An 18,361-nucleotide genomic window follows, 5' to 3' on the forward strand; every position below is an offset into this window, starting at 1 on the left:
TGAAGACGTCGCGGGCCGGGAAAGGATGCTGCCGGAATGCAAAACTCTTGATCCAAATCAGACGCGGGCGGGTTTTGCCCCGATGCCGCCCAGCGTCACGCCAGCCGCCGGCCCCAGGCCAGTCGCAAACCTTGCAGCCAGAATCCGCACAGCACAAGCAACCCGCTTGCTGCAGCGAGCGGCGGCAGGCGCACGCTGGAGAACCCCATCACCTCGCGCAATCCCGGAATCAGCAGCACCGCAGCCAGCACCACGGCAACAAAGGCGAACATGCGCCCCAGCCATGGGTTGTCCCCCCGCAGGTTGAGCAGCGCGGCATGGTGCAGATCGCGGTTGGACAGGATGAGCAGGAACAGCGCAAGCACCAGCGCGGAGAAGACCGCCAGCCCCAGATCGCCCTCGCTCCAGCCGGTTGCCCCCTGCAATGCGGCGTGCCCGGCGAGCAGCACCGCCGCAATGCCCATCCCCTGCAGCAAGGCAAAACCGATATTGCCCAGGGTGAACGGACTGGCCGCAAGCGGCCTGGGCGGGCGCTGCATCACGTCGGCCGCAGCAGGCTCGGCCTCGAACACGATGGAGCAAGCCGGGTCGATCAGCAATTCCAGCAGCACGATGTGCACCGGCAGCAGCAGCACCGGCCAGTGCAGCAGTGCGGGCAGCAGCGCCAGCGCGATGATGGGTATGTGCACGGCGAACACGAAGCGCGTGGCCTTGGTGATGTTGTCGAAAATGCGCCGACCGCCACGGATGGCCTGCACGATGCTGGCAAAGCTGTCGTCGAGCAGCACGAGCGCGGCGGCCTCGCGTGCCACGTCGGTGCCGCGCTCGCCCATGGCGATCCCCACATCGGCAGCCTTGAGCGCCGGGGCGTCGTTGACCCCATCGCCGGTCATCGCCACCACCTGCCCGTCGTCCTGCAGGGCACGCACCAGGCGCAGCTTGTGCGCCGGTGCGAGGCGGGCGCAGACGTCCACGCTGCGCAGGCGCTCGCGCAGCGCGGCGTCGTCCAGCGCGTCGAGTGCGGCGCCGGTGATCACGTCGGGCCGCTCGGACAGCCCCACCTGCGCAGCAATCGCACGGGCGGTGGCGGGATGGTCGCCAGTCATCATCACGATGCGCACCCCAGCAGCACGGCACTGCGCAATCGCTGCAGGCACTTCCGGACGGGGCGGGTCGATCAGTCCGACCAGACCGAGAAACGCGAAATCGAAATCGTGCTGACGCGCGGGCCAGTCGGCACCCTGCGTGGGCGCCTGCCAAGTGCCGCGCGCCACGCCGAGCACGCGCAGCCCGCGTGCGGCCATCGCCTCCACCTGCCGCGCAATGGCTTGGCGCTGCGCATCAGGCAAGTGACACAGGTCGGCCACCGCTTCCGGCGCCCCCTTGGTCGCCAGGGCGTAGACCTGCGGGCGGGCGGTGGCGAACACGCGGGTCATCGCCAGAATGTCCGGCGCGAGGTCGTACTGGCGAGTCGGGCTGCGGTCGTCGTGCACATGCTCGGTGCCCTGCAGCCGCGCATGGCCGAAGGTTTGGATGGCCTTTTCCATGGGATCGAACGGGTCGAGCGGCGTGGCGAGCATGGCGAACTCAACCAGGGTGTGAAAACGCTCGGGCAGATCGCTCTCGCTGGCCTGGAAGGACGCGTCGCCCGCAGCCAGTTCGGCCACTTGCATGCGGTTTTGCGTGAGCGTGCCGGTCTTGTCCACCGCCAGCACGGTGATCGCCCCCAGCGCCTCCACCGCGGGCACGCGGCGGGTCAACACCTTGGCCTTGGACAGCCGCCAGGCTCCGAGCGCGAGGAACACCGTGAGAATGACCGGAATCTCCTCGGGCAGGATGGCCATGGCCAGCGCGATGCCCGAGAGCAGGCTTTCCAGCAGCGTCCGTCCATCCAACAGCCAGCTCAGCAGCACCAAGGCCAGCGCCAGGGCGAGCGCGACGACGGTGAGGTTGCGAATCAGCCCGGCCGAGGCGCGCTGCAGACCCGACTCGACCTCGGCCGTACTCGCCAGCGCTGCGCCGATGCCGCCGACCGCGGTCCGTGCTCCGGTGGCCACGACGATGGCCTGGCCGACGCCCTTGGTCACGACCGTGCTGGCGAACAGCGCCGCGCCGCCACCCGCGCCTGCAGCGTGCAGCACCAAATCAGGCAGCTTGCTCGCCGGCACGGATTCGCCGGTGAGCAGCGATTCATCGACATCGATCTGCCCGGCGACCAGTTGCGCGTCGGCGGGAATGCGGTCGCCCTCGTGCAGCACCAGCCGGTCGCCCACCACTACCTCGCGCCCGGCGATGCGCTGCTCGCGGCCATCGCGGATGACCAACGCGCGCGGTGCGGACAGATCGCGCAGCGATTCCAGCGCCCGCTGCGTCTTGCGCTCCTGCGCCAGCGTGATGCCGATGACCACGAACACGAAGCCCAGCAGAAATAGCGCCTCGCCCTTGTCGCCCAGCAGCAGATCGATGCCGCCTGCGGCCAGCAGCATCAGGAACATGGGCTCGCGCAGCACGCCGAGCACGATGGCCCAGGCCGCTGGCGTCGTACCAGGTAGCGATGCTCGCGGCAATGAAGCCGATCTCGGTGGCGCCGAACATCACGGTCAGCCAGAACTGCAGCGCAGTCATGCGCTGCTGATAGGCGGTGGTCAGGGTGAAGCTCAGCATCTCAAGCCGATCCGACACGGCGTCGCCCAGCACATGCGTCTGCGCGGCCTCACGCCACTGCGCCAATTGCGATGCGGCGGGCTCGGGCAGCAGCGCAAAGCCCGAGGGCAGCGGATCCAGCCGCTTGAACCCATGCTGCAGCGACGTGGAGAACAACAGAACAAAACCTGGTTGCACGGTCGCCGCATGTGTCGGCGCACCGCGCGCTGGCGATTGCGCCGCATGCCCGCTCACGGAATCTGCTCCGACGTCACGCGCCCTGGCCAGGCGGCAGCCGAGGCCGCGAGCGCGCACTGTGCGGCGAAGGTCTGCGGCTCGATCTGCAGCGTGACATGCGTGATCTCGAACACATCGTGCAGCCCGACCACCCCGGGCAGCGCCAGCAGCTTGCCGCGCACGGCAGGCAAATCCACCGCCTGCGGCACGCCGTCGAACAGCAGGTGCAGCGATTGCGAGAACAGCGACCATGTCCCCCAGACCACTACGGCGGCAATCACCAGCGAAATCGCCGGGTCCAGCCACATCCAGCCGGTGGCCAGCACCACGACCGCCCCCATCACGACGCCCAGCGATACCAGCGCGTCCGCCGCCATGTGCAGCAAAGCGCCGCGGATGTTGAGATCGTGCTTGGCGCCGGACAGAAACAGCCAGGCCGTGGCGCCGTTGACCAGGATGCTGGCCGCCGCGACGATGAGAACCGGCCATTCATCCACACTCCCGGGTGCGTCAACCGTTGGAACGCCTCGAGCGCCAGCCCGCCCATGAGGATCAGCAGCAGGGTGGCATTGGCAAAGCTCGCCAGGATGGACGCGCGCTGCCAGCCATGGGTATGGCGGTCAATGGCGTGCAGTCGGCCTGCGGCCAGCCCGGCCCAACCCAGCGCCAGACCGCCGACATCGCCCAGGTTGTGCGCAGCATCGGACAGCAGCGCCGGGTCGCGGCTGGCACCCAGATCGAGCGCACGCAGCGGATCGTCACGCACGGCAACCGGCGCCGACCAGCCCAGGCCAGCCAGCGCGCACTGCAAGCGGCGGGACAACTTCTCGGCCTCGATGCCTGTGCCGAGAATCTCGAACCGCAACGGGCTGGGCTGCCCGCCGACTCCACAGCACATGATGAACCTTTCCATGCAACGCATGGCGACTTCGCCCACAACCGATTGCGCTGTCGGGGCGTGGATGGCCCTCCTCCGTCCAAAGCTGACATGCGGGCTGCGGCGCATGTCAGCAGCTGGCGCGGTCAGGCCTGCGGGGCCGGTTGCTCGAAGGTTGGCGCGAAACCGCCGCCCGGGGTACGGAAATTGGTCGTCTGCCCTTGATAGAGCCGGGCGGAAAGCCACAGCACCTGCCCGATGTCGGCATACGCGCGCAGGTCGAACTTCAGCGATCTGGGCGCGCTCGCCGGGCCGATGCGCCGCTCTCCCGGCGGCGCCAGCGTTTGCGCCACATACCCGCCCTGGACGATGGTTTCCCACACCCCGCGGGTGAGCTTGGCGCCGCGATAGGCGGCGCGGCTGCCGTATCCCGCCCAGAGTTTGAAGAACAGGGTGCGGCGCTGCGCCCACAGCCGCTCGGCATTGTCCGCACCGACGATTTCGGTGTGCGGCACATGCGCGGCGAGCAGGTCTGCCGCGGCCGCGTCCGCGCCGAGCGCGCGCAGCGCCGGCGCATCGCACAGCAGCGCGAGGTTGCGCTTGTCGGCATACACGGCGTGCGCGTGCGGGTGCGGGGTGATCACCGCGCATTCGCTGTCCCAGGCGCGGCGCAGCACGGCGTGTTCGGGTGCGTCGAGGGCAAAGTCGGTCAGGCGGTTGTAGACCAGGTCGATGGCTGCGCCGTCCTGCCCGCGCTGGCGCAGCACGCGGCCGTCGCACTCCAGTTCGGCCGGGTCGAGCACCACGGCCTCGATGCCGACGCGGGCGAACAACTGCTGATAGAGCAGGAACTCGGCGTAGAGATATTGCTGCTGCGGCGCGGTATCGACGATGGCGATGCGCCGCGGCGCACCACTCTTGCCCGCGTCGCGCCATTCGCGCTCGAACATTGCGCGCACCGCGGCTTCGAAGCGGTCGACCGCGGCGTCGCTCGGGATCATGCCCTGCATCTCGTCGCAACAGGCGCGCTGCGCCCGCGCGAGCACCGCCGACAGCAGCGCGCCGCCCGGGTTGGTGTTGACCTCGATGAGGTCGAGCCGTCCGCGCTCGAGGTGAAAATCCACCCCGAGAAACACACCGGGGTTGCGCGGCCGGAGTTGCGCCGCAGCCGGTGCGTAGGCCAGCACCGCCGCCCGGTAGCCCGGCAACGCCGCCACGTGTTCCAGTGCCTGCACCACGTCGCGCATGCGCTGCGCGTGGGCCTGGCTGATGAACACGGGCTGGGCGGAAAACAGGTGCGGGTTGCGCTGCGCGATGAGTTGCTCCAGCCCGGGCTGGCCCAGCGCGTCATGCAGCGCAGCGCTCAGCCGGGCCGGGTCGAGGGTGAGGCAAAAACAATCGCGGTTGAGCCGCTCGATCATCTGCCGTCCACATGGGTTTGCAGCCACCACTCGAGCAGCGCCGCGTGCCACAGCTTGCTGCCGCGGATGCGGGTGAAGTGTTCGGGCGCTTCGGGTGCGGCCAGCAGCGCGTCGATGAATGGCCGCTGGTACAGGCCACGGTGGCGGCAGGCGCTCGACGTGAGCAGGTCGCGCATCTGCTGCAAAAACGCGCCGCGCACATGCTTGAGCGCAGGCACTGGGAAGTAGCCCTTGTCGCGGTCGATCACCGCGTCTGGAATCACCCCGCGCGCCACCGCCTTGAGCGGAAACTTGCCGCCGCTTTGCAACCGCAGCGCGGGCGGCATGCTGGCGGCCAGCTCGACCAGCGCGCGGTCGAGAAACGGCACGCGCACTTCGAGCGCATGCGCCATCGGCAGGTTGTCGACGCGCTTGACCGGATCGTCGACGATCAAGGCGGTTGCATCCAGCCGCAGCACCTGGTCGAGAAAGGTGTCGGCGTGCGGCCGTTGCAGCCGCTCGGCCAGCCACTCGTCGGTCACGTCAGGCACGTGGAACTCGGGCGCGATGAAGCGCAGCCATTCGGCATGGTCGCGGTCGACATAGTGCCTTGCAAAGCGCTCGACCGGCGCGCCGCGCGCGGCATCCATCGCGCCGTACCAGAAATACCCGGCGAACACCTCGTCAGCGCCCTGCCCAGCGAGCACGGCTTTCACATCCTGCCCCACCCACTCGGCGAGAAAGTCGAACGCGACCACGTCGTGGCTGAACATCGGCTCGGTCATGCGTGCAATGGTGTGCGGCAGACGCGCGAGCACCGCGTCGTTGGGCACCGAGCGCTTGTGATGGCGGGTGGAGAAGGTCTGCGCGATCAGGTCGGAGTAGGCGAATTCATCGGCGCGCTCGGTGTGCGCGTCGAGCGTCTCGAAGCCGATGGAGTAGGTGCGCAGGTCGCTGGTCTTGTCGGCCAGCAGGCCGACCAGCAGGCTGGAATCGAGCCCGCCTGAGAGCAGCACGCCCACCGGCACGTCGGCGGCGTGCACATGGGTGTCGAGCGCTGAAAGCAAGGCTGCGCGCGTGGCCTCGATCCACTCGCCTTCGGTTTTGGGTATATCCGGGCGAGTGGCGCGCAAATCCCAGTACGGGCTGAGCCAGCGCATGCCGTCGGGCTGCACGCGCAGGGTGTGCGCCGGGGCGAGCTTGCGCACGCCGCGCAGAACGGTGCGCGGGGCGGGCGCGACGGCATGCAGCGAAAACAGGTGGTGCAGCGCAATCGGGTCGATCGCGGTGTCCACGCCGCCAGCAGCGAGCAGCGCCGGCAGGGTCGAGGCAAAGCGCAGCCGATTGCCGTCTTCGGCGAGGTAGAGCGGCTTCATGCCAAAGCGGTCGCGCGCCAGCAGCAGGCTTTGCTGCCTCGAATCCCAGAGCGCGAACGCAAACATGCCGTCCAAGCGTTCGACGCACGCCTGCCCCCACTGTGCGTAGGCCTTGAGGATGACCTCGGTGTCGCCGCTGCTGGAAAAACTGTGGCCGCGCGCGACGAGTTCGGCGCGCAGTGCGCGGTAGTTGTAGATCACGCCGTTGAACACCAGCACGCAGCCGGTGTCGGCATCGACCATCGGCTGGTCGCTCGCCGCGCTCAGGTCGATGATCGACAGCCGGGTGTGGCCAAAGGCCACCGCGCCGCCCTGCCACTGCCCCTGATGGTCGGGGCCGCGGTCGACGAGCGCGGCGCGCATGCGCGCGATCGCACCGGGGTCTGCCTGCGCGCCGTCAAAGCGCAGTTCGCCGCAAATCCCGCACATGGTCAGGCGGCCGTCGTGCTGGGGCTGGTGCTGCAACAGGCGCTGATCGGCTGTCTGGGCACGCTGCAGCACACCCGACCAGTTGCGGCGTCGAAGCGCACGCCGCAGCGTTCAACGAGCAGCAAGCGCAGCCGGGTGCGGGCGCGCAGCACGCGCGACTTGACCGCTGGCAAGCTCAGCCCATGCTGCTTGGCATACTCCTTTTGTGTCATGCCCTGCAGATCGCAGCGGGAGAGCACGTCGCGGTCATCGGGATCGAGCGCGGCCAGCGCCACGGGCAGACAGTCGGCCAGGGTGTCCACCGGTTCGGCCTCATCGCTTGGCGCCGCGAGTTCTTCGGACAGCGGCTCGGCCACATGCCGCACGCGCAGATGGTCTGCGAGCGCATTGCGCGCCACGGCAAACAGCCAGGCGCGCGGCTCGCGCAATTCGCAAAACCGCCTGCCCTCGTGCAGCGCCTTGAGAAAAACGGTCTGCAGCAAATCGGCGGCGAGCTCGCCATCGCCCAGGCGGTGACGCAAGTAGCCTTCGATTTCCGCCTGATGCACCCGCCAGGCGCGGGTGACACAGGTTTCGGCAGGCTGCTGAGTGGCGATCTCCATGCAGACATCATAAGCGGCGCATCTGTGGGGTGCAGGCCCGTTTGCGCGGTCGGGTGCAACCTTGGCGTGCATCCTTATCGGATCTGGCGCCTCTTCTCTGGCGAGGCGAGGCAGTTGGGAGGTGCATGCCATGACCCTCCGAATCCAAGCCGCTTCCGTGGTGTGCATGGCGCCGGGCATGAAAAGAGCCCAACGCACATGCTGCACCACGTCGTCGGGCAGGAACTGTCGCTGATCCGTTGCCAACCTTTTTGGCGGAATGTGACCATAACCACCCAAACCCTGCCTTCCGCCCAGGAACTCTTGACCAAGATGCGTGCCGGGATGGGCCGCGTGCCTGCGGCGATCGAAAAATCCACCGTCGTGGACGACGGCCTGATCCAGGAGCACATGCGTTCGCGCATGTACGCCATGCCCGAGGGCGGTGCGCAGCAATGAAACACTGCTGTCGGTGCGCAGACGGCATCGGCAAGCGCGGTTTCGAAATCTCCCCCGGCGCGTTTCACGGCACGCGACGCGTTGCCCCCTGCGGCAGGGCAGGGGGCGTTTTGCCCTTTCCAGTGGATCGAATCTCGGGGATAACCCTGGGTCTTCGCCTCCCGCTGCATCCTTTTCGCCGCTGCTGCGTCTTCACCACCGAATCGATGCCTTTGCGAGGATGATCCCATGAACACCCAAGTCCAACCCGCCGCCGTCAAGCCCGTTGCCGCGCCCGCCTGGCGCGCCTGGGTCGTGCCGGTGCTGTACGTGCTGGGCTGGTTCGTGCTCTACGACCAGCTCGAACCGGCCACCGACGCCTTCATGCGCTGGCTGTCCGGCGCCACGGGGCTGGCTTCGTCCAGCCACCTCTACAGCGCGCTGAGTTTCTTCGCGTTTGAAGTGCCCAAGGTGCTGATGCTGCTGGCGCTCATCGTGTTTGTCGTTGGCGTGATCCAGACCTTCTTCACCCCGGAGAGAACTCGGGCGATCCTCGCGGGCAAGCGCCAGGGCGTGGGCAATGTGCTCGCGGCGGCTTTGGGCATCGTCACGCCGTTTTGCTCCTGCTCGGCAGTGCCGCTGTTCATCGGCTTTCTCACTGCGGGCGTGCCGCTGGGGGTGACGTTTTCCTTTCTGGTCTCGGCGCCCATGGTCAACGAGGTCGCGCTCGCCCTGCTGTTTGGCCTGTTCGGCTGGAAGATCGCCGCGATCTATCTCGGCCTGGGGCTAGCCGTGGCCATCGCAGCCGGACTGGTGATCGGGCGCATGAACCCGGTCGATCTGGTCGAACCCTGGGTGTTCGACATCCCGGCGGTGCACGGCGAGGAAGGCAAGCTCACTTGGCAGGCGCGCTTTGCCCAGGGCTGGAAGCATGTGCGCGACATCGTGCTCAAGGTCGCGCCCTACATCGTCGCCGGGGTGGGCGTGGGGGCGTGGATCCACGGCTATGTGCCGCAGGACTTCATGGCGCACCTGATGGGCAAGAGCGCGTGGTGGTCGGTGCCGCTGGCGGTGTTGCTCGGCGTGCCGATGTACTCGAATGCAGCGGGCATCATCCCGGTGGTGCAGGCGCTGCTGGGCAAGGGCGCGGCGCTGGGCACGACCCTGGCGTTCATGATGGCGGTCACCGCGCTATCCCTTCCGGAGTTCATGATTCTGAAGAAGGTGATGAAGCCCAAGTTGATCGCGCTGTTCGCCGGGGTGGTGGCGGTGGGCATCATCGTCGTGGGGTATGTGTTCAATGCGGTGATGTGACTTGCCGCGATTTTTTCAAGGAGTGTTCGATGCATGACATCAAAATCCTCGGCACGGGCTGTGCCAATTGCAAGGCCACGCAAAAGCTGGTTGAAGACGTGATCGCCGCCAAGGGCGTGCAGGCGCAGGTGGACAAGGTCGAGGACATTGCCGCGATCATGAAATACGGCGTGATGAGCACCCCGGGCGTGGTCATCGACGGCAAGGTGGTGCATTCTGGCGGCATCCCCAGCCGCGCGCAGGTCGAGAGCTGGTTCGGAGCCTGAACATGAAAAAACACGAAACCGCTACCGTTGCGCGCCTTGTCGGCGCCGCGTTGCTCGCGGCGTGCAGCCTGTGGGCGCAGGCTGCCCATGCCGACTCGGCCACCTGGAAGCAGACCGTCATCACCCCGGAGACCGCGCTCAAGGCCGCGCAGGCGGCCAAGGCCGAATGTGCCAAGCGCGGCTGGCAGGTGGCGGTGGCCGTGACCGATCCGTCAGGTTTGCCCCTGGTGCTGCTGCGCGACCGCTACGCCGGCTGGCATACGGTGGCTGCGGCCGAAGGCAAGGCGCGCACCGCAGCGAGCTGGCGCGAGGCAACGACCACGGTGGCCGCGCGGGTGAACAAGCCGGGTGCGGCGGAAGCGGCGATCAGGAATCTGCCCGGGGTGGTGATGATCGGCGGCGGGCTGCCGATCGAAGCCGCTGGCCAGATGGTCGGCGCCATCGGGGTGTCGGGGGCGCCGGGTGGCGACAACGACGATGTCTGTGCCAAGGCGGGGCTGGATGCGGTCGAGGGGGATCTGGCGTTTTGACGGTCACCGTTGGCCCAGACTGTCCATCGCGTCCTTGCAAGACAAACGGGCGCAACATCCATCCACCGCGCATCGGGCTGCTGTAAGGCTCGGCGAGGCTCGGTGCGCGAGCGCTCCTGCAACCGATTTGCCCTGGTCGAGACTCAGCGGCTGCCGCACCATCAACGCCATGGCAGATCGGCCTCAAATCCGGGCCCGGGCAACGCGCCATTGATCCGGCACGAAGAAGTCATCACCCCACTGTCTCAACGCAGCAGCAAAGTGGGAACCGTCGACGAGCGCAAGAGGTCGGTGGTCTTGCTGCCGAACAAGAACGTTCGCAAGGGAGAATGGGAATATGCGCCCATGATCAACAGATCAACCGCCCGTTCGCGAACGGTCTGGGCGATGATGGTCTCGGCGTCTCCAGGCACGTACGACGCAACGACATCCATCCCGCGCGACTCCAGGGTGGTGCGCGCTTCCTGAAGTTTTTTGTCGGCGTCTGCGCGGGTCTTTCCGGACATCAGAACATGCACCTCCAGCCCCGAGAACAGCGGACTGCTCGCCACCAGATCCACCGCGCGGCGGGTGACGCCGGATCCGTCAAAGGCGATCAAAACGCGCTGCGGCGGCTTGAACGCGTCGGTGACGGTCAAGATGGGTTTGCGCAAGGACCGCACGACACGTTCGACATGACGCCCAATGTCACGGCCCGAGGATTCGGCCGATGCCCCGCGACGACCCAGGACAATCAGCCGCGCGTCACGCTCCTGCTCGACCAGCGTGTTCACAAGCTCGCCATGCCGCTGTCGAACGTCCACCGACTCGGCCCCAGCGGCCAGCGCCCGTTCGCGCAGGCGGTTGAGAAACACGCGGCCGCGCTCGCGCTCGGCCTTGGTGCGGACCTTTTCCTCCTCGGTGAGTTGCTGCAGCAGGGTTTCCTGGGTGTCGATGCCGATGGCTCCGCTATGGTCCTTGCCCGATCCGATCTCCGGATGGCGGTCGATGACATGCAGAAATTCCAGCGGCGCGTCCATGCGCTGTGCCGCCCAGGCGGCATGGTCGGCGACAAAATCGGCGAAATGTGACTGATCGACGCAGGCCAGCACTTTGTTCTCTTGGTTCATGGCGTGGCCCTCTCAATGGCTCATCATCAGGTCGTCGGCACCGTCCTTGTCGTGCACGGCGAATTTGTCGACCATCGTCGCGCTGGCTTCGTTCAGACCGATGACCTCGACCTCGGTGGCTTCACGGCGGAACTTGAGGATCACCTTGTCCAGCGCGCTCACCGCGGTGATGTCCCAGAAATGCGCACGGCTGACGTCGATGCGCACCTTGTCGATCACCTCCTTGAAATCAAAGGAAGCAATGAAGCGCTCCGCAGAAGCGAAAAACACCTGCCCCGTCACCGTGTAGGTGCGCATGCGGCCTTCATCTTCGGCCACCGAGCGCACGCGCAGGATCTGGCCGACCTTGTGGGCGAAGAAGAACCCCGACAGCAGAACCCCGGTGAGCACGCCCAGCGCGAGATTGTCGGTGGCCACCACGACAGCCACGGTGGCCAGCATCACCACGCTGGAACTCTTGGGGTGCTGGCGCAGATTGCGGATCGAGCCCCAGTTGAACGTGCCGATGGACACCATGATCATCACGGCCACCAGCGCGGCCATCGGGATCTGTGCGACCCACCGCCCCAGGAAGACCACCAGAATGAGCAGCACGACCCCCGCGGTGAGTGTGGACAAGCGCCCGCGCCCACCGGACTTCACATTGATGACCGACTGGCCAATCATGGCGCAACCCGCCATGCCACCAAGGCAGCCGGTGACGATATTGGCGACCCCCTGGCCGATGCACTCGCGCCGTTTATTGCTGGGCGTGTCCGTGAAATCGTCGATCAGTGTGGCGGTCATCATCGATTCCAGCAGACCGACGACCGCCATCGCCAGCGAGACGGGAAAGATGATTTGCAAGGTGTGCAGGTTGAGCGGGACCTGTGGAAGCAGAAAAATCGGCAGGCTGTCGGGCAACTGTCCCTTGTCGCCCACGGTGGGAACATGCAGGCCGAGCAGGACGGTCAAGGCCGTCAGCACCACAATGGCCACCAGCGGCGACGGGACCGCCTTTGTGATGTAGGGAAACAGGTAGATGATGCCCAACCCGCCTGCCGTCAGGGCGTACACCGTCCACGGCACGTGGATGAGTTCGGGCAGCTGCGCCATGAAAATGACAATGGCCAGCGCATTGGCAAAGCCGGTGATGACCGAGCGTGAGACAAAGCGCATGAGTTTGGCAAACCCGAGCCAGCCGATGAGCATCTGCAGCACACCCGTCAACACGGTTGCCGCAAAAAGATATTGCAGACCGTGCTGCTTGACCAAGGTGATCATCAGCAGCGCCATCGCGCCGGTGGCGGCCGAGATCATCCCCGGGCGCCCGCCCGTGAAGGCGATGACGGTGGCCATGCTGAATGCTGCGTACAAACCCACCTTGGGGTCGACGCCGGCGATGATGGAAAAGGCAAGCGCTTCGGGGATGAGCGCCAGGGCGACAACGATGCCCGAGAGCAGATCGTTGCGAACATTGGAAAACCAGTCCTGACGGATGGATTGCATGTGTTGAAGTCCAGTTGCAAAGCCAGCCGGCAAAGGAGCGGCTGGCGAAATCGCGCGTCAGCGTGTCGCCCGATCAGTGAACTGGAGGCCTGTCTGCGTGCATGCGCAGCAAGCATGTTGGTTTCATCGAATCGGAGGTGTGTGCGTCGCGCGAGCGTCTATGTTGTGATGAAGCTGAAACGCGCGGCGATGGGTGCGGCTTACACGGGTGAAACTCCGAGGGATGTCTTTGAGAGGAAGCGCTGAGAAGTTTACGACAGGGCGGTTTCAAAGCCGATGATGGGCCGCTTGTACAGGGCCGCTTGTAGCCAATAGGCCCCGATCGCGTACCTGTACCGCCAGAGCTTCGAACCGTTCGGCCTGACTGCGCGCGGCCCTGTCAGCCGTCCAGCCCTTCCTGCACCTGTTCGGCAGCGCGCAGCACGGCGCGTGCCTTCACCTCGGTTTCCCGCCATTCCATCTCGGGCACGGAGTCGGCCACGATGCCCGCTGCCGCCTGCACATACAACTGCCCCTGCTTGACGATGCCGGTGCGAATGGCAATCGCCAGATCCATGTCGCCGGCAAAGCTCCAGTAGCCCACCGCGCCGCCGTATAGCCCGCGGCGGGTGGGTTCGAGTTCGTCGATCACTTCCATGGCACGGATCTTGGGCGCGCCCGACAGCGTGCCCGCGGGGAAGGTGGCGCGAAAGACGTCCATCGCGTCCATGCCCTCGCGCAGCAAGCCGTCCACATTGCTGACGATGTGCATCACATGCGAGTACCGCTCGATCGCAAACGCCTCGGTCACCTTGACGGTGCCGGTCTGGGTGATGCGGCCGATGTCGTTGCGCGCCAGGTCGATGAGCATCAGATGCTCGGCGCGCTCTTTCGGGTCGGCCAGCAGTTCAGCCTCGAAGGCCGCGTCCTGCTCGGGCGTGGCGCCGCGCGGCCGCGTCCCCGCCAGCGGCCGGATGGTGACCTTTTGTCCCTGCGGGGTGCGCTCCTGCCGCACCAGGATTTCCGGCGACGAGCCGACCACCTGATGATCGCCGAAGTCGTAGAAATACATGTAGGGCGACGGATTGAGCGCCCGCAGCGCACGGTACAGGCTCAGCGGCGGCTGGGTATAGGCCTTGCGCAGCCGCTGGCCGATCTGCACCTGCATGTAGTCACCCGCGGCGATGTAGTCCTTGGCCACCGCGACCGCGCGCAGGTAGTCGGCCTTGTCGAACTCACGCTCGATCGGCGTGAGTTCGCCGGGCGCGAGCGCGGGCGCCTCGACCGGATTGCGCAGCTGCGCGCGCAGGGCCTGCAGCCGCGCCTGCGCCCGGGCATAGGCTTGCGGCTGGCTCGGGTCGGCATAGACGATGAGGTGCAGGCGGCCGCTGAGGTTGTCGATCACCGCCAGCTCCTCGGTCAGCAGCAGCTGGATGTCGGGCAGGTCGACCGGGTCGGGCTTGGGATGCTGCTGCGCCGAGCGCGCCAGCCGCGGCTCGATATAGCGCGCCGCGTCATAGCCGAAATACCCGGCCAGGCCACCGCAGAACCGCGGCATGCCCGCGGGCATCGCGACCTTGTAGCGCTTGTAAAAGGCGTCGATGAAATCCAGCGGATTGTCGGTCGATCGCTCGATCACCGCGCCATCCTGCAGCACCTCGGTGGCGCCATTTTTCACCCGCACCTGCGTGCGCGCGGGCAGGCCGATGAAGGAATACCGCCCGAAGCGCTCGCCGCCCACGACGGATTCGAGCAGAAAGCTGTTGCGCCCCGCAGCGCCGCGCGGCACCAGCTTGAGATAGAGCGACAGCGGCGTTTCCAGATCGGCAAGCGCCTGGGTGGTGAGGGCGATGCGGTTGTAGCCCTGCTGGGCCAGTTGGACAAATTCGTGTTCGGTCATGTTCGACTCCGAAGGGTCGCGGCGAGCCTTGTGATGGGGCCGCAGCAGATCAGCGAACCCGTGCGGCAGTCTGGCGCCTGGCGCGTGGAGCGCTCAGGCCAGTGACGCGCACACGGCAGTGGCGAGGAGAAGGACGCGCGTGTTCCGCCAGGGCCAGGCCCCCCGGTCTCCAGAACCCGATGCGTGTCGCCGATGAACGAACATGGAATGATTGAATGGATGCAGAACGGTCCGAAGGGGCGAATGTAGCAAATTCGCGCGAGCGCTCGGCGGCTGATCAGTGGCTATGCGGCCTTGGCGCCGAAATCTGGTGGCATCTGCACTGCGACCACCTCGCCACGCGCCGTGGCCACGCCCGCGGCGTACACGGTGGACTCCACGATGACCTTGCGGCCCTTGATCTCCTTCACCCGCCCACGGATTTCCAGCTCGCCTCCCAGCGGCGTGGGCTTGAGAAAATCCACATGCAGCGACCCGGTGACAAAACGGAACGCGGGCAGCGTGTCCATCTCCCGTCCCTCGGCCCGGTACATTGCTGCGGCTGCCGTGCCGGTGCTGTGACAGTCGATCAGCGAGGCAATCAACCCGCCGTAGACGAATCCGGGCACCGCCGTGTGGTAGGGCTGCGGGGTAAACCGGGTGACGGTTTCGTCGCCGTCCCAGACAGTCTTGATCTGGTGGCCGTGCGGGTTGCGGCTGCCGCAGCCATAGCACTGCGCCAGATTGTCGGGATAGAAATCCTGAAACGCTTTGGACATGACACCTCCTGTTGCGCTGTCTGTCGGTCCATCATAGACGCCCCTGCCATCGAATCCGCTTGTCAAGGCGCGGCATTTTGCTAAAAATGAACGACCGTTCGATAACAGGAGACATCATGCCCCAGATCACAAGCCGCCTGCTGCACAAACTCGGCGCGACCGCCCTGCTGTCCGCCGCGCTGACCCTCGCAATTTTCCCTCCCAGCGCGCAGGCGCTCACCCTGCACGGAGTGGACATTCCCCCGCAGGTGGAACTCGGTGGCAAGACGCTCGTTCTCAACGGCGCGGGAACCCGCTATGTGTTCCTGTTCAAGGTCTATACCGCCGCGCTGTACCTGCCGCAGAAAAGCGCGCAGCCGCAAGCGATCTACAGCATGGCCGGGCCCAAGGAACTCAAGCTCACCATGCTGCGTGATGTCAGTGGCAAGGAACTGGGTGACAAGCTCAACGAAGGCATCAAGAACAACCTCACCCCGGAGGAATTCAACGCGTTCATTCCGAGTCTGGTGCAGCTTGGCGGCCTGTTTGCCCAGAAAAGCCAGGTGAAGACGGGCGAAACCGTCACGTTCAGCGACATTCCCGGCAAGGGCTGCACCATCGCCATCGACGGCGTGCCCACGGGCAGCGTGTTCACCGAACCGCAATTCTTCAACTCCATGCTCAAGATCTGGCTGGGCAAGGACCCTGCGGAAGGTCGGCTCAAGCGGGCGTTGCTGGGCAATGCCTCGGACAGCAATTAACCAAGGCGACGCGGGGTTTCTGCCGGACTTGCGCGCGGTCATGTTTGGTGACCACTTCCGGCGGCTGTTTCGGTGAAAACCCGAACGTGCAATGGGTGGGTTCATAAAATAAGATTTCGCTGATATTCGACCACCCGAGGAACCAACATGAAAAAAATCTGGGCTGCCACCGCGCTTGCGCTGGCCTCAACCATGGGCGCAGTCAGCGCCAATGCCGCCATCAACGTGGGCGGCATGCCCTTGATGCAATCCGCCCCGGCCAACGGCGTGCCGTTGTTCATCAACGGCGCCGGCATTGTGGACATGGGCGGGAAAATGGCCGCTGCAGTGTATCTGCCGCAGAACACCACGTCCGCCAGCAACATCATGACCATGCCCGGCGCCAAATCGCTTCGCCTGACCGCGCTGTCGAACATGCAGGCAACCGGTCTGGCCAAGGCTCTCGAAGCTGGCGTGAAGAAGCATGTGTCCGCTGCGCAGTACGCGTCGTTCAAGCCTGCGATGGACGCGTTCTCCAAGCAACTCGCCAGCGTGAAGCAGATTCCCAAGGGCGAAACCGTGGAACTGCTGTTCGAGCCGTCCAACGGCATCGTGCTGATGGGCCCGGGCGCGCACATCATTCCGGGCACCGGCAATGCCGAGCTGTACCAAGCCATTCTGCGCATGTTGCCGGCCGGCGTGCTGTCCAACGCCAGCATCCAGAAGCAGAACGTCAGCTGATTCTTGCTGTGCGCCTTGCGCACAGAAAAGCCGCCGTCACTTCGCAGTGCGGCGGCTTTTTCGTTTCCTTGAGTGGCTTTGGGAAGACCTCTCAGTGGACGAGCAGATCGCCGATGCGGTCGGCAAAGGCGTCGGCGTCGGCCGTGCGGATGGGTTCGCCATGGTTGTAGCCATAGGTCACCAGCGCCACCGGGCAGCCCGCGGCGCGGGCGGCCAGGGCGTCGTTCTGCGAATCGCCGATCATCAGCACCTGCGCGGGCGGCAGGCCCAGTTGCTTGCAGGTTTCGAGCAGCGGCATGGGGTCGGGCTTCTTGCGCGGAAAGGCATCGCCACCGTTGACGATCTCGAAATACTGCAGCAGGCCCTTCATCTGCAGCAGATCGCGCGCCAGTTCGGTGGGCTTGTTGGTCGCGCAGGCCAGGCGCAGCCCGGCTTGCCTGAGCGCGGCAACGCCTTCGGGCACGCCGGGAAACGGGTCGGCAAACTGGCCGTTGAGCTGGGTGTATTCCTGAAGATAGAGTGCGATGGCCTGCGGATAGAGGGCCTGTGCCTGATCGTCCGGCAGGTGCAGGCGCAGGCACTGCAGCACAAGGTATTCGGAGCCCTTGCCGATGCGATGCTCGACGTCCTCGCGCGACAGCTCGGGCAGCTTGAGCAGCCGCATGGTGGCGTTGGCTGCGGCGTGCAGATCGCCCAGGGTGTCGACCATGGTGCCGTCGAGATCGACAATGGCGGCGACCACGGCGTGGCCCGCGATCGTGACCGCGGGCGGCGTGGCAGTGCGCGCGTCCATCAGGCGACCTGCGCGAGGTTGGCGCGCATGGCGTCGATCACGGCCTTGTAGTCGGGTTTGCCGAAAATGGCGCTGCCCGCAACGAAGGTGTCCACTCCGGCAGCTGCGGCTGCAGCGATGTTGTCGGGCTTGATGCCGCCGTCGATCTCCAGCAGGATGTCGCGGCCGGTCTGCGCCTTGTAGGCGTCGAGCCTGGCGCGCACCTGGCGGGCCTTGGGAAGGCTGCTTTCGATGAAGCTCTGGCCGCCAAATCCGGGGTTGACGCTCATCAGCAGCACCAGATCGACCTTGTCCATCACGTAGTCGAGCACGTCCAGCGGAGTGGCGGGGTTGAACACCAATCCGGCCTTGGCGCCACCGTCTCGGATCATCTGCAGGGTGCGATCGACATGCTTGCTCGCCTCGGGGTGGAAGCTGACGATGTCGGCCCCGGCCTTGACGAACATCGCTGCCAGTGCGTCCACTGGCTCGACCATCAGATGCACGTCGAGGGTGATGGGCGTGCCGTCGGCCTTCTTGCAGTAGGGCTTGATTGCCTCGGCGACCAGCGGGCCGATGGTCAGATTGGGCACGTAATGGTTGTCCATCACGTCGAAGTGGATGAAATCGGCGCCGGCGTCAATGACATTGCGCACTTCTTCGCCCAGGCGGGCGAAATCGGCCGAGAGAATGCTGGGAGCGATGCGGTAGGTTTTCATGGCTGCGCATTTTAAGGGGATGCCCGACCCCGCTGCTCGGAAAATCGCTGCAAACTCCGTGACCGCGCGCAATTCCCTTGGTTTT

General features: G+C 65.9%; 16 protein-coding genes and 1 pseudogene. 6 read left to right on the forward strand and 11 right to left on the reverse strand.

Translation table 11 applies throughout. The annotated features are described in order from the left end of the window. Window positions 1-95: 95 nt before the first annotated feature. From AC1ZQA_RS15615 to AC1ZQA_RS15635, 5 genes and pseudogenes are all read right to left on the reverse strand, one after another. Window positions 96-2,567 carry a cation-translocating P-type ATPase gene (locus AC1ZQA_RS15615; RefSeq protein WP_482677745.1) on the reverse strand — a complete coding sequence of 824 codons (2,472 nt, stop codon included), beginning with the start codon at window positions 2,565-2,567 and terminating at the stop codon, window positions 96-98. Between the two features lie 327 nt (window positions 2,568-2,894). Then, a pseudogene (locus tag AC1ZQA_RS15620) lies at window positions 2,895-3,886 on the reverse strand (cation diffusion facilitator family transporter). Between the two features lie 17 nt (window positions 3,887-3,903). Next, window positions 3,904-5,178, reverse strand: a complete 1,275-nt coding sequence (locus tag AC1ZQA_RS15625; RefSeq protein ID WP_482677746.1) for a hypothetical protein — start codon at window positions 5,176-5,178, stop codon at window positions 3,904-3,906. Further along, the gene (locus tag AC1ZQA_RS15630) at window positions 5,175-6,962 is read right to left on the reverse strand and encodes an N-acetylglutaminylglutamine amidotransferase (protein WP_482679351.1); all 1,788 of its coding nucleotides are present in this window, start codon (window positions 6,960-6,962) and stop codon (window positions 5,175-5,177) included. The genes AC1ZQA_RS15625 and AC1ZQA_RS15630 overlap by 4 nt, the downstream gene beginning before the upstream one ends. Before the next feature lie 2 nt (window positions 6,963-6,964). Then, entirely contained in the window at window positions 6,965-7,564 is a 600-nt protein-coding gene (locus AC1ZQA_RS15635) for a sigma-70 family RNA polymerase sigma factor (protein WP_482677747.1), read from the reverse strand. Between the two features lie 198 nt (window positions 7,565-7,762). Here AC1ZQA_RS15635 and AC1ZQA_RS15640 point away from each other — a divergent pair, with 198 nt between their 5' ends. The 4 genes from AC1ZQA_RS15640 (at window position 7,763) to AC1ZQA_RS15655 (ending at window position 10,091) form a co-directional block, all read left to right on the forward strand. Then, a complete protein-coding gene (locus AC1ZQA_RS15640; RefSeq protein ID WP_482677748.1) occupies window positions 7,763-8,002 on the forward strand; it encodes a hypothetical protein in 240 nt (79 codons plus the stop codon). Window positions 8,003-8,230: 228 nt separating this feature from the next. Then, complete coding sequence (locus tag AC1ZQA_RS15645) at window positions 8,231-9,295, forward strand: permease (RefSeq protein WP_482677749.1); 1,065 nt, start codon at window positions 8,231-8,233, stop codon at window positions 9,293-9,295. Between the two features lie 29 nt (window positions 9,296-9,324). After that, on the forward strand, window positions 9,325-9,561 hold the full coding sequence (locus AC1ZQA_RS15650) for a thioredoxin family protein (protein WP_482677750.1): 237 nt from the start codon (window positions 9,325-9,327) through the stop codon (window positions 9,559-9,561). A 2-nt stretch (window positions 9,562-9,563) separates the two neighbouring features. Continuing rightward, on the forward strand, window positions 9,564-10,091 hold the full coding sequence (locus AC1ZQA_RS15655) for a GlcG/HbpS family heme-binding protein (RefSeq protein WP_482677751.1): 528 nt from the start codon (window positions 9,564-9,566) through the stop codon (window positions 10,089-10,091). Window positions 10,092-10,336: 245 nt separating this feature from the next. Here AC1ZQA_RS15655 and AC1ZQA_RS15660 read toward each other — a convergent pair whose 3' ends face one another. The 4 genes from AC1ZQA_RS15660 to AC1ZQA_RS15675 all read right to left on the reverse strand — a co-directional run bounded on the left by AC1ZQA_RS15660 (window position 10,337) and on the right by AC1ZQA_RS15675 (window position 15,325). After that, window positions 10,337-11,200: a universal stress protein gene (locus tag AC1ZQA_RS15660; RefSeq protein WP_482677752.1), complete on the reverse strand. Its 864-nt coding sequence runs from the start codon at window positions 11,198-11,200 to the stop codon at window positions 10,337-10,339. 12 nt (window positions 11,201-11,212) lie between these two features. Then, window positions 11,213-12,688, reverse strand: a complete 1,476-nt coding sequence (locus AC1ZQA_RS15665) for a SulP family inorganic anion transporter (RefSeq protein WP_482677753.1) — start codon at window positions 12,686-12,688, stop codon at window positions 11,213-11,215. A gap of 379 nt (window positions 12,689-13,067) precedes the next feature. Further along, window positions 13,068-14,567 carry an anthranilate synthase component I gene (gene trpE, locus AC1ZQA_RS15670; protein ID WP_482677754.1) on the reverse strand — a complete coding sequence of 500 codons (1,500 nt, stop codon included), beginning with the start codon at window positions 14,565-14,567 and terminating at the stop codon, window positions 13,068-13,070. 284 nt (window positions 14,568-14,851) lie between these two features. Further along, window positions 14,852-15,325, reverse strand: a complete 474-nt coding sequence (locus AC1ZQA_RS15675) for a PaaI family thioesterase (RefSeq protein WP_482677755.1) — start codon at window positions 15,323-15,325, stop codon at window positions 14,852-14,854. A gap of 116 nt (window positions 15,326-15,441) precedes the next feature. Here AC1ZQA_RS15675 and AC1ZQA_RS15680 point away from each other — a divergent pair, with 116 nt between their 5' ends. Then, window positions 15,442-16,065 (forward strand): chalcone isomerase family protein, encoded by a 624-nt coding sequence (locus AC1ZQA_RS15680; RefSeq protein WP_482677756.1) that lies wholly within the window; start codon window positions 15,442-15,444, stop codon window positions 16,063-16,065. A 147-nt stretch (window positions 16,066-16,212) separates the two neighbouring features. Then, entirely contained in the window at window positions 16,213-16,785 is a 573-nt protein-coding gene (locus AC1ZQA_RS15685) for a chalcone isomerase family protein (RefSeq protein WP_482677757.1), read from the forward strand. A gap of 91 nt (window positions 16,786-16,876) precedes the next feature. On the opposite strand, the gene gph is transcribed toward AC1ZQA_RS15685, so the two are convergent. Next, window positions 16,877-17,578: a phosphoglycolate phosphatase gene (gene gph, locus AC1ZQA_RS15690; RefSeq protein WP_482677758.1), complete on the reverse strand. Its 702-nt coding sequence runs from the start codon at window positions 17,576-17,578 to the stop codon at window positions 16,877-16,879. After that, entirely contained in the window at window positions 17,578-18,276 is a 699-nt protein-coding gene (rpe, locus tag AC1ZQA_RS15695) for a ribulose-phosphate 3-epimerase (RefSeq protein ID WP_482677759.1), read from the reverse strand. The genes gph and rpe overlap by 1 nt, the downstream gene beginning before the upstream one ends. Window positions 18,277-18,361 lie beyond the last annotated feature (85 nt).

Source organism: Thiomonas sp. DCM-2 (assembly GCF_056820905.1).

What these genes read in the sequence shown, in the direction of transcription:
- AC1ZQA_RS15625 (WP_482677746.1), bottom strand. Translation starts at nt 5,178, where the DNA reads ATGATCGAGCGGCTCAACCGCGATTGTTTTTGCCTCACCCTCGACCCG.
- AC1ZQA_RS15630 (WP_482679351.1), bottom strand. Translation starts at nt 6,962, where the DNA reads ATGTGCGGGATTTGCGGCGAACTGCGCTTTGACGGCGCGCAGGCAGAC.
- AC1ZQA_RS15635 (WP_482677747.1), bottom strand. Translation starts at nt 7,564, where the DNA reads ATGGAGATCGCCACTCAGCAGCCTGCCGAAACCTGTGTCACCCGCGCC.
- AC1ZQA_RS15640 (WP_482677748.1), top strand. Translation starts at nt 7,763, where the DNA reads ATGCTGCACCACGTCGTCGGGCAGGAACTGTCGCTGATCCGTTGCCAA.
- AC1ZQA_RS15645 (WP_482677749.1), top strand. Translation starts at nt 8,231, where the DNA reads ATGAACACCCAAGTCCAACCCGCCGCCGTCAAGCCCGTTGCCGCGCCC.
- AC1ZQA_RS15650 (WP_482677750.1), top strand. Translation starts at nt 9,325, where the DNA reads ATGCATGACATCAAAATCCTCGGCACGGGCTGTGCCAATTGCAAGGCC.
- AC1ZQA_RS15655 (WP_482677751.1), top strand. Translation starts at nt 9,564, where the DNA reads ATGAAAAAACACGAAACCGCTACCGTTGCGCGCCTTGTCGGCGCCGCG.
- AC1ZQA_RS15660 (WP_482677752.1), bottom strand. Translation starts at nt 11,200, where the DNA reads ATGAACCAAGAGAACAAAGTGCTGGCCTGCGTCGATCAGTCACATTTC.
- AC1ZQA_RS15665 (WP_482677753.1), bottom strand. Translation starts at nt 12,688, where the DNA reads ATGCAATCCATCCGTCAGGACTGGTTTTCCAATGTTCGCAACGATCTG.
- trpE (WP_482677754.1), bottom strand. Translation starts at nt 14,567, where the DNA reads ATGACCGAACACGAATTTGTCCAACTGGCCCAGCAGGGCTACAACCGC.
- AC1ZQA_RS15675 (WP_482677755.1), bottom strand. Translation starts at nt 15,325, where the DNA reads ATGTCCAAAGCGTTTCAGGATTTCTATCCCGACAATCTGGCGCAGTGC.
- AC1ZQA_RS15680 (WP_482677756.1), top strand. Translation starts at nt 15,442, where the DNA reads ATGCCCCAGATCACAAGCCGCCTGCTGCACAAACTCGGCGCGACCGCC.
- AC1ZQA_RS15685 (WP_482677757.1), top strand. Translation starts at nt 16,213, where the DNA reads ATGAAAAAAATCTGGGCTGCCACCGCGCTTGCGCTGGCCTCAACCATG.
- gph (WP_482677758.1), bottom strand. Translation starts at nt 17,578, where the DNA reads ATGGACGCGCGCACTGCCACGCCGCCCGCGGTCACGATCGCGGGCCAC.
- rpe (WP_482677759.1), bottom strand. Translation starts at nt 18,276, where the DNA reads ATGAAAACCTACCGCATCGCTCCCAGCATTCTCTCGGCCGATTTCGCC.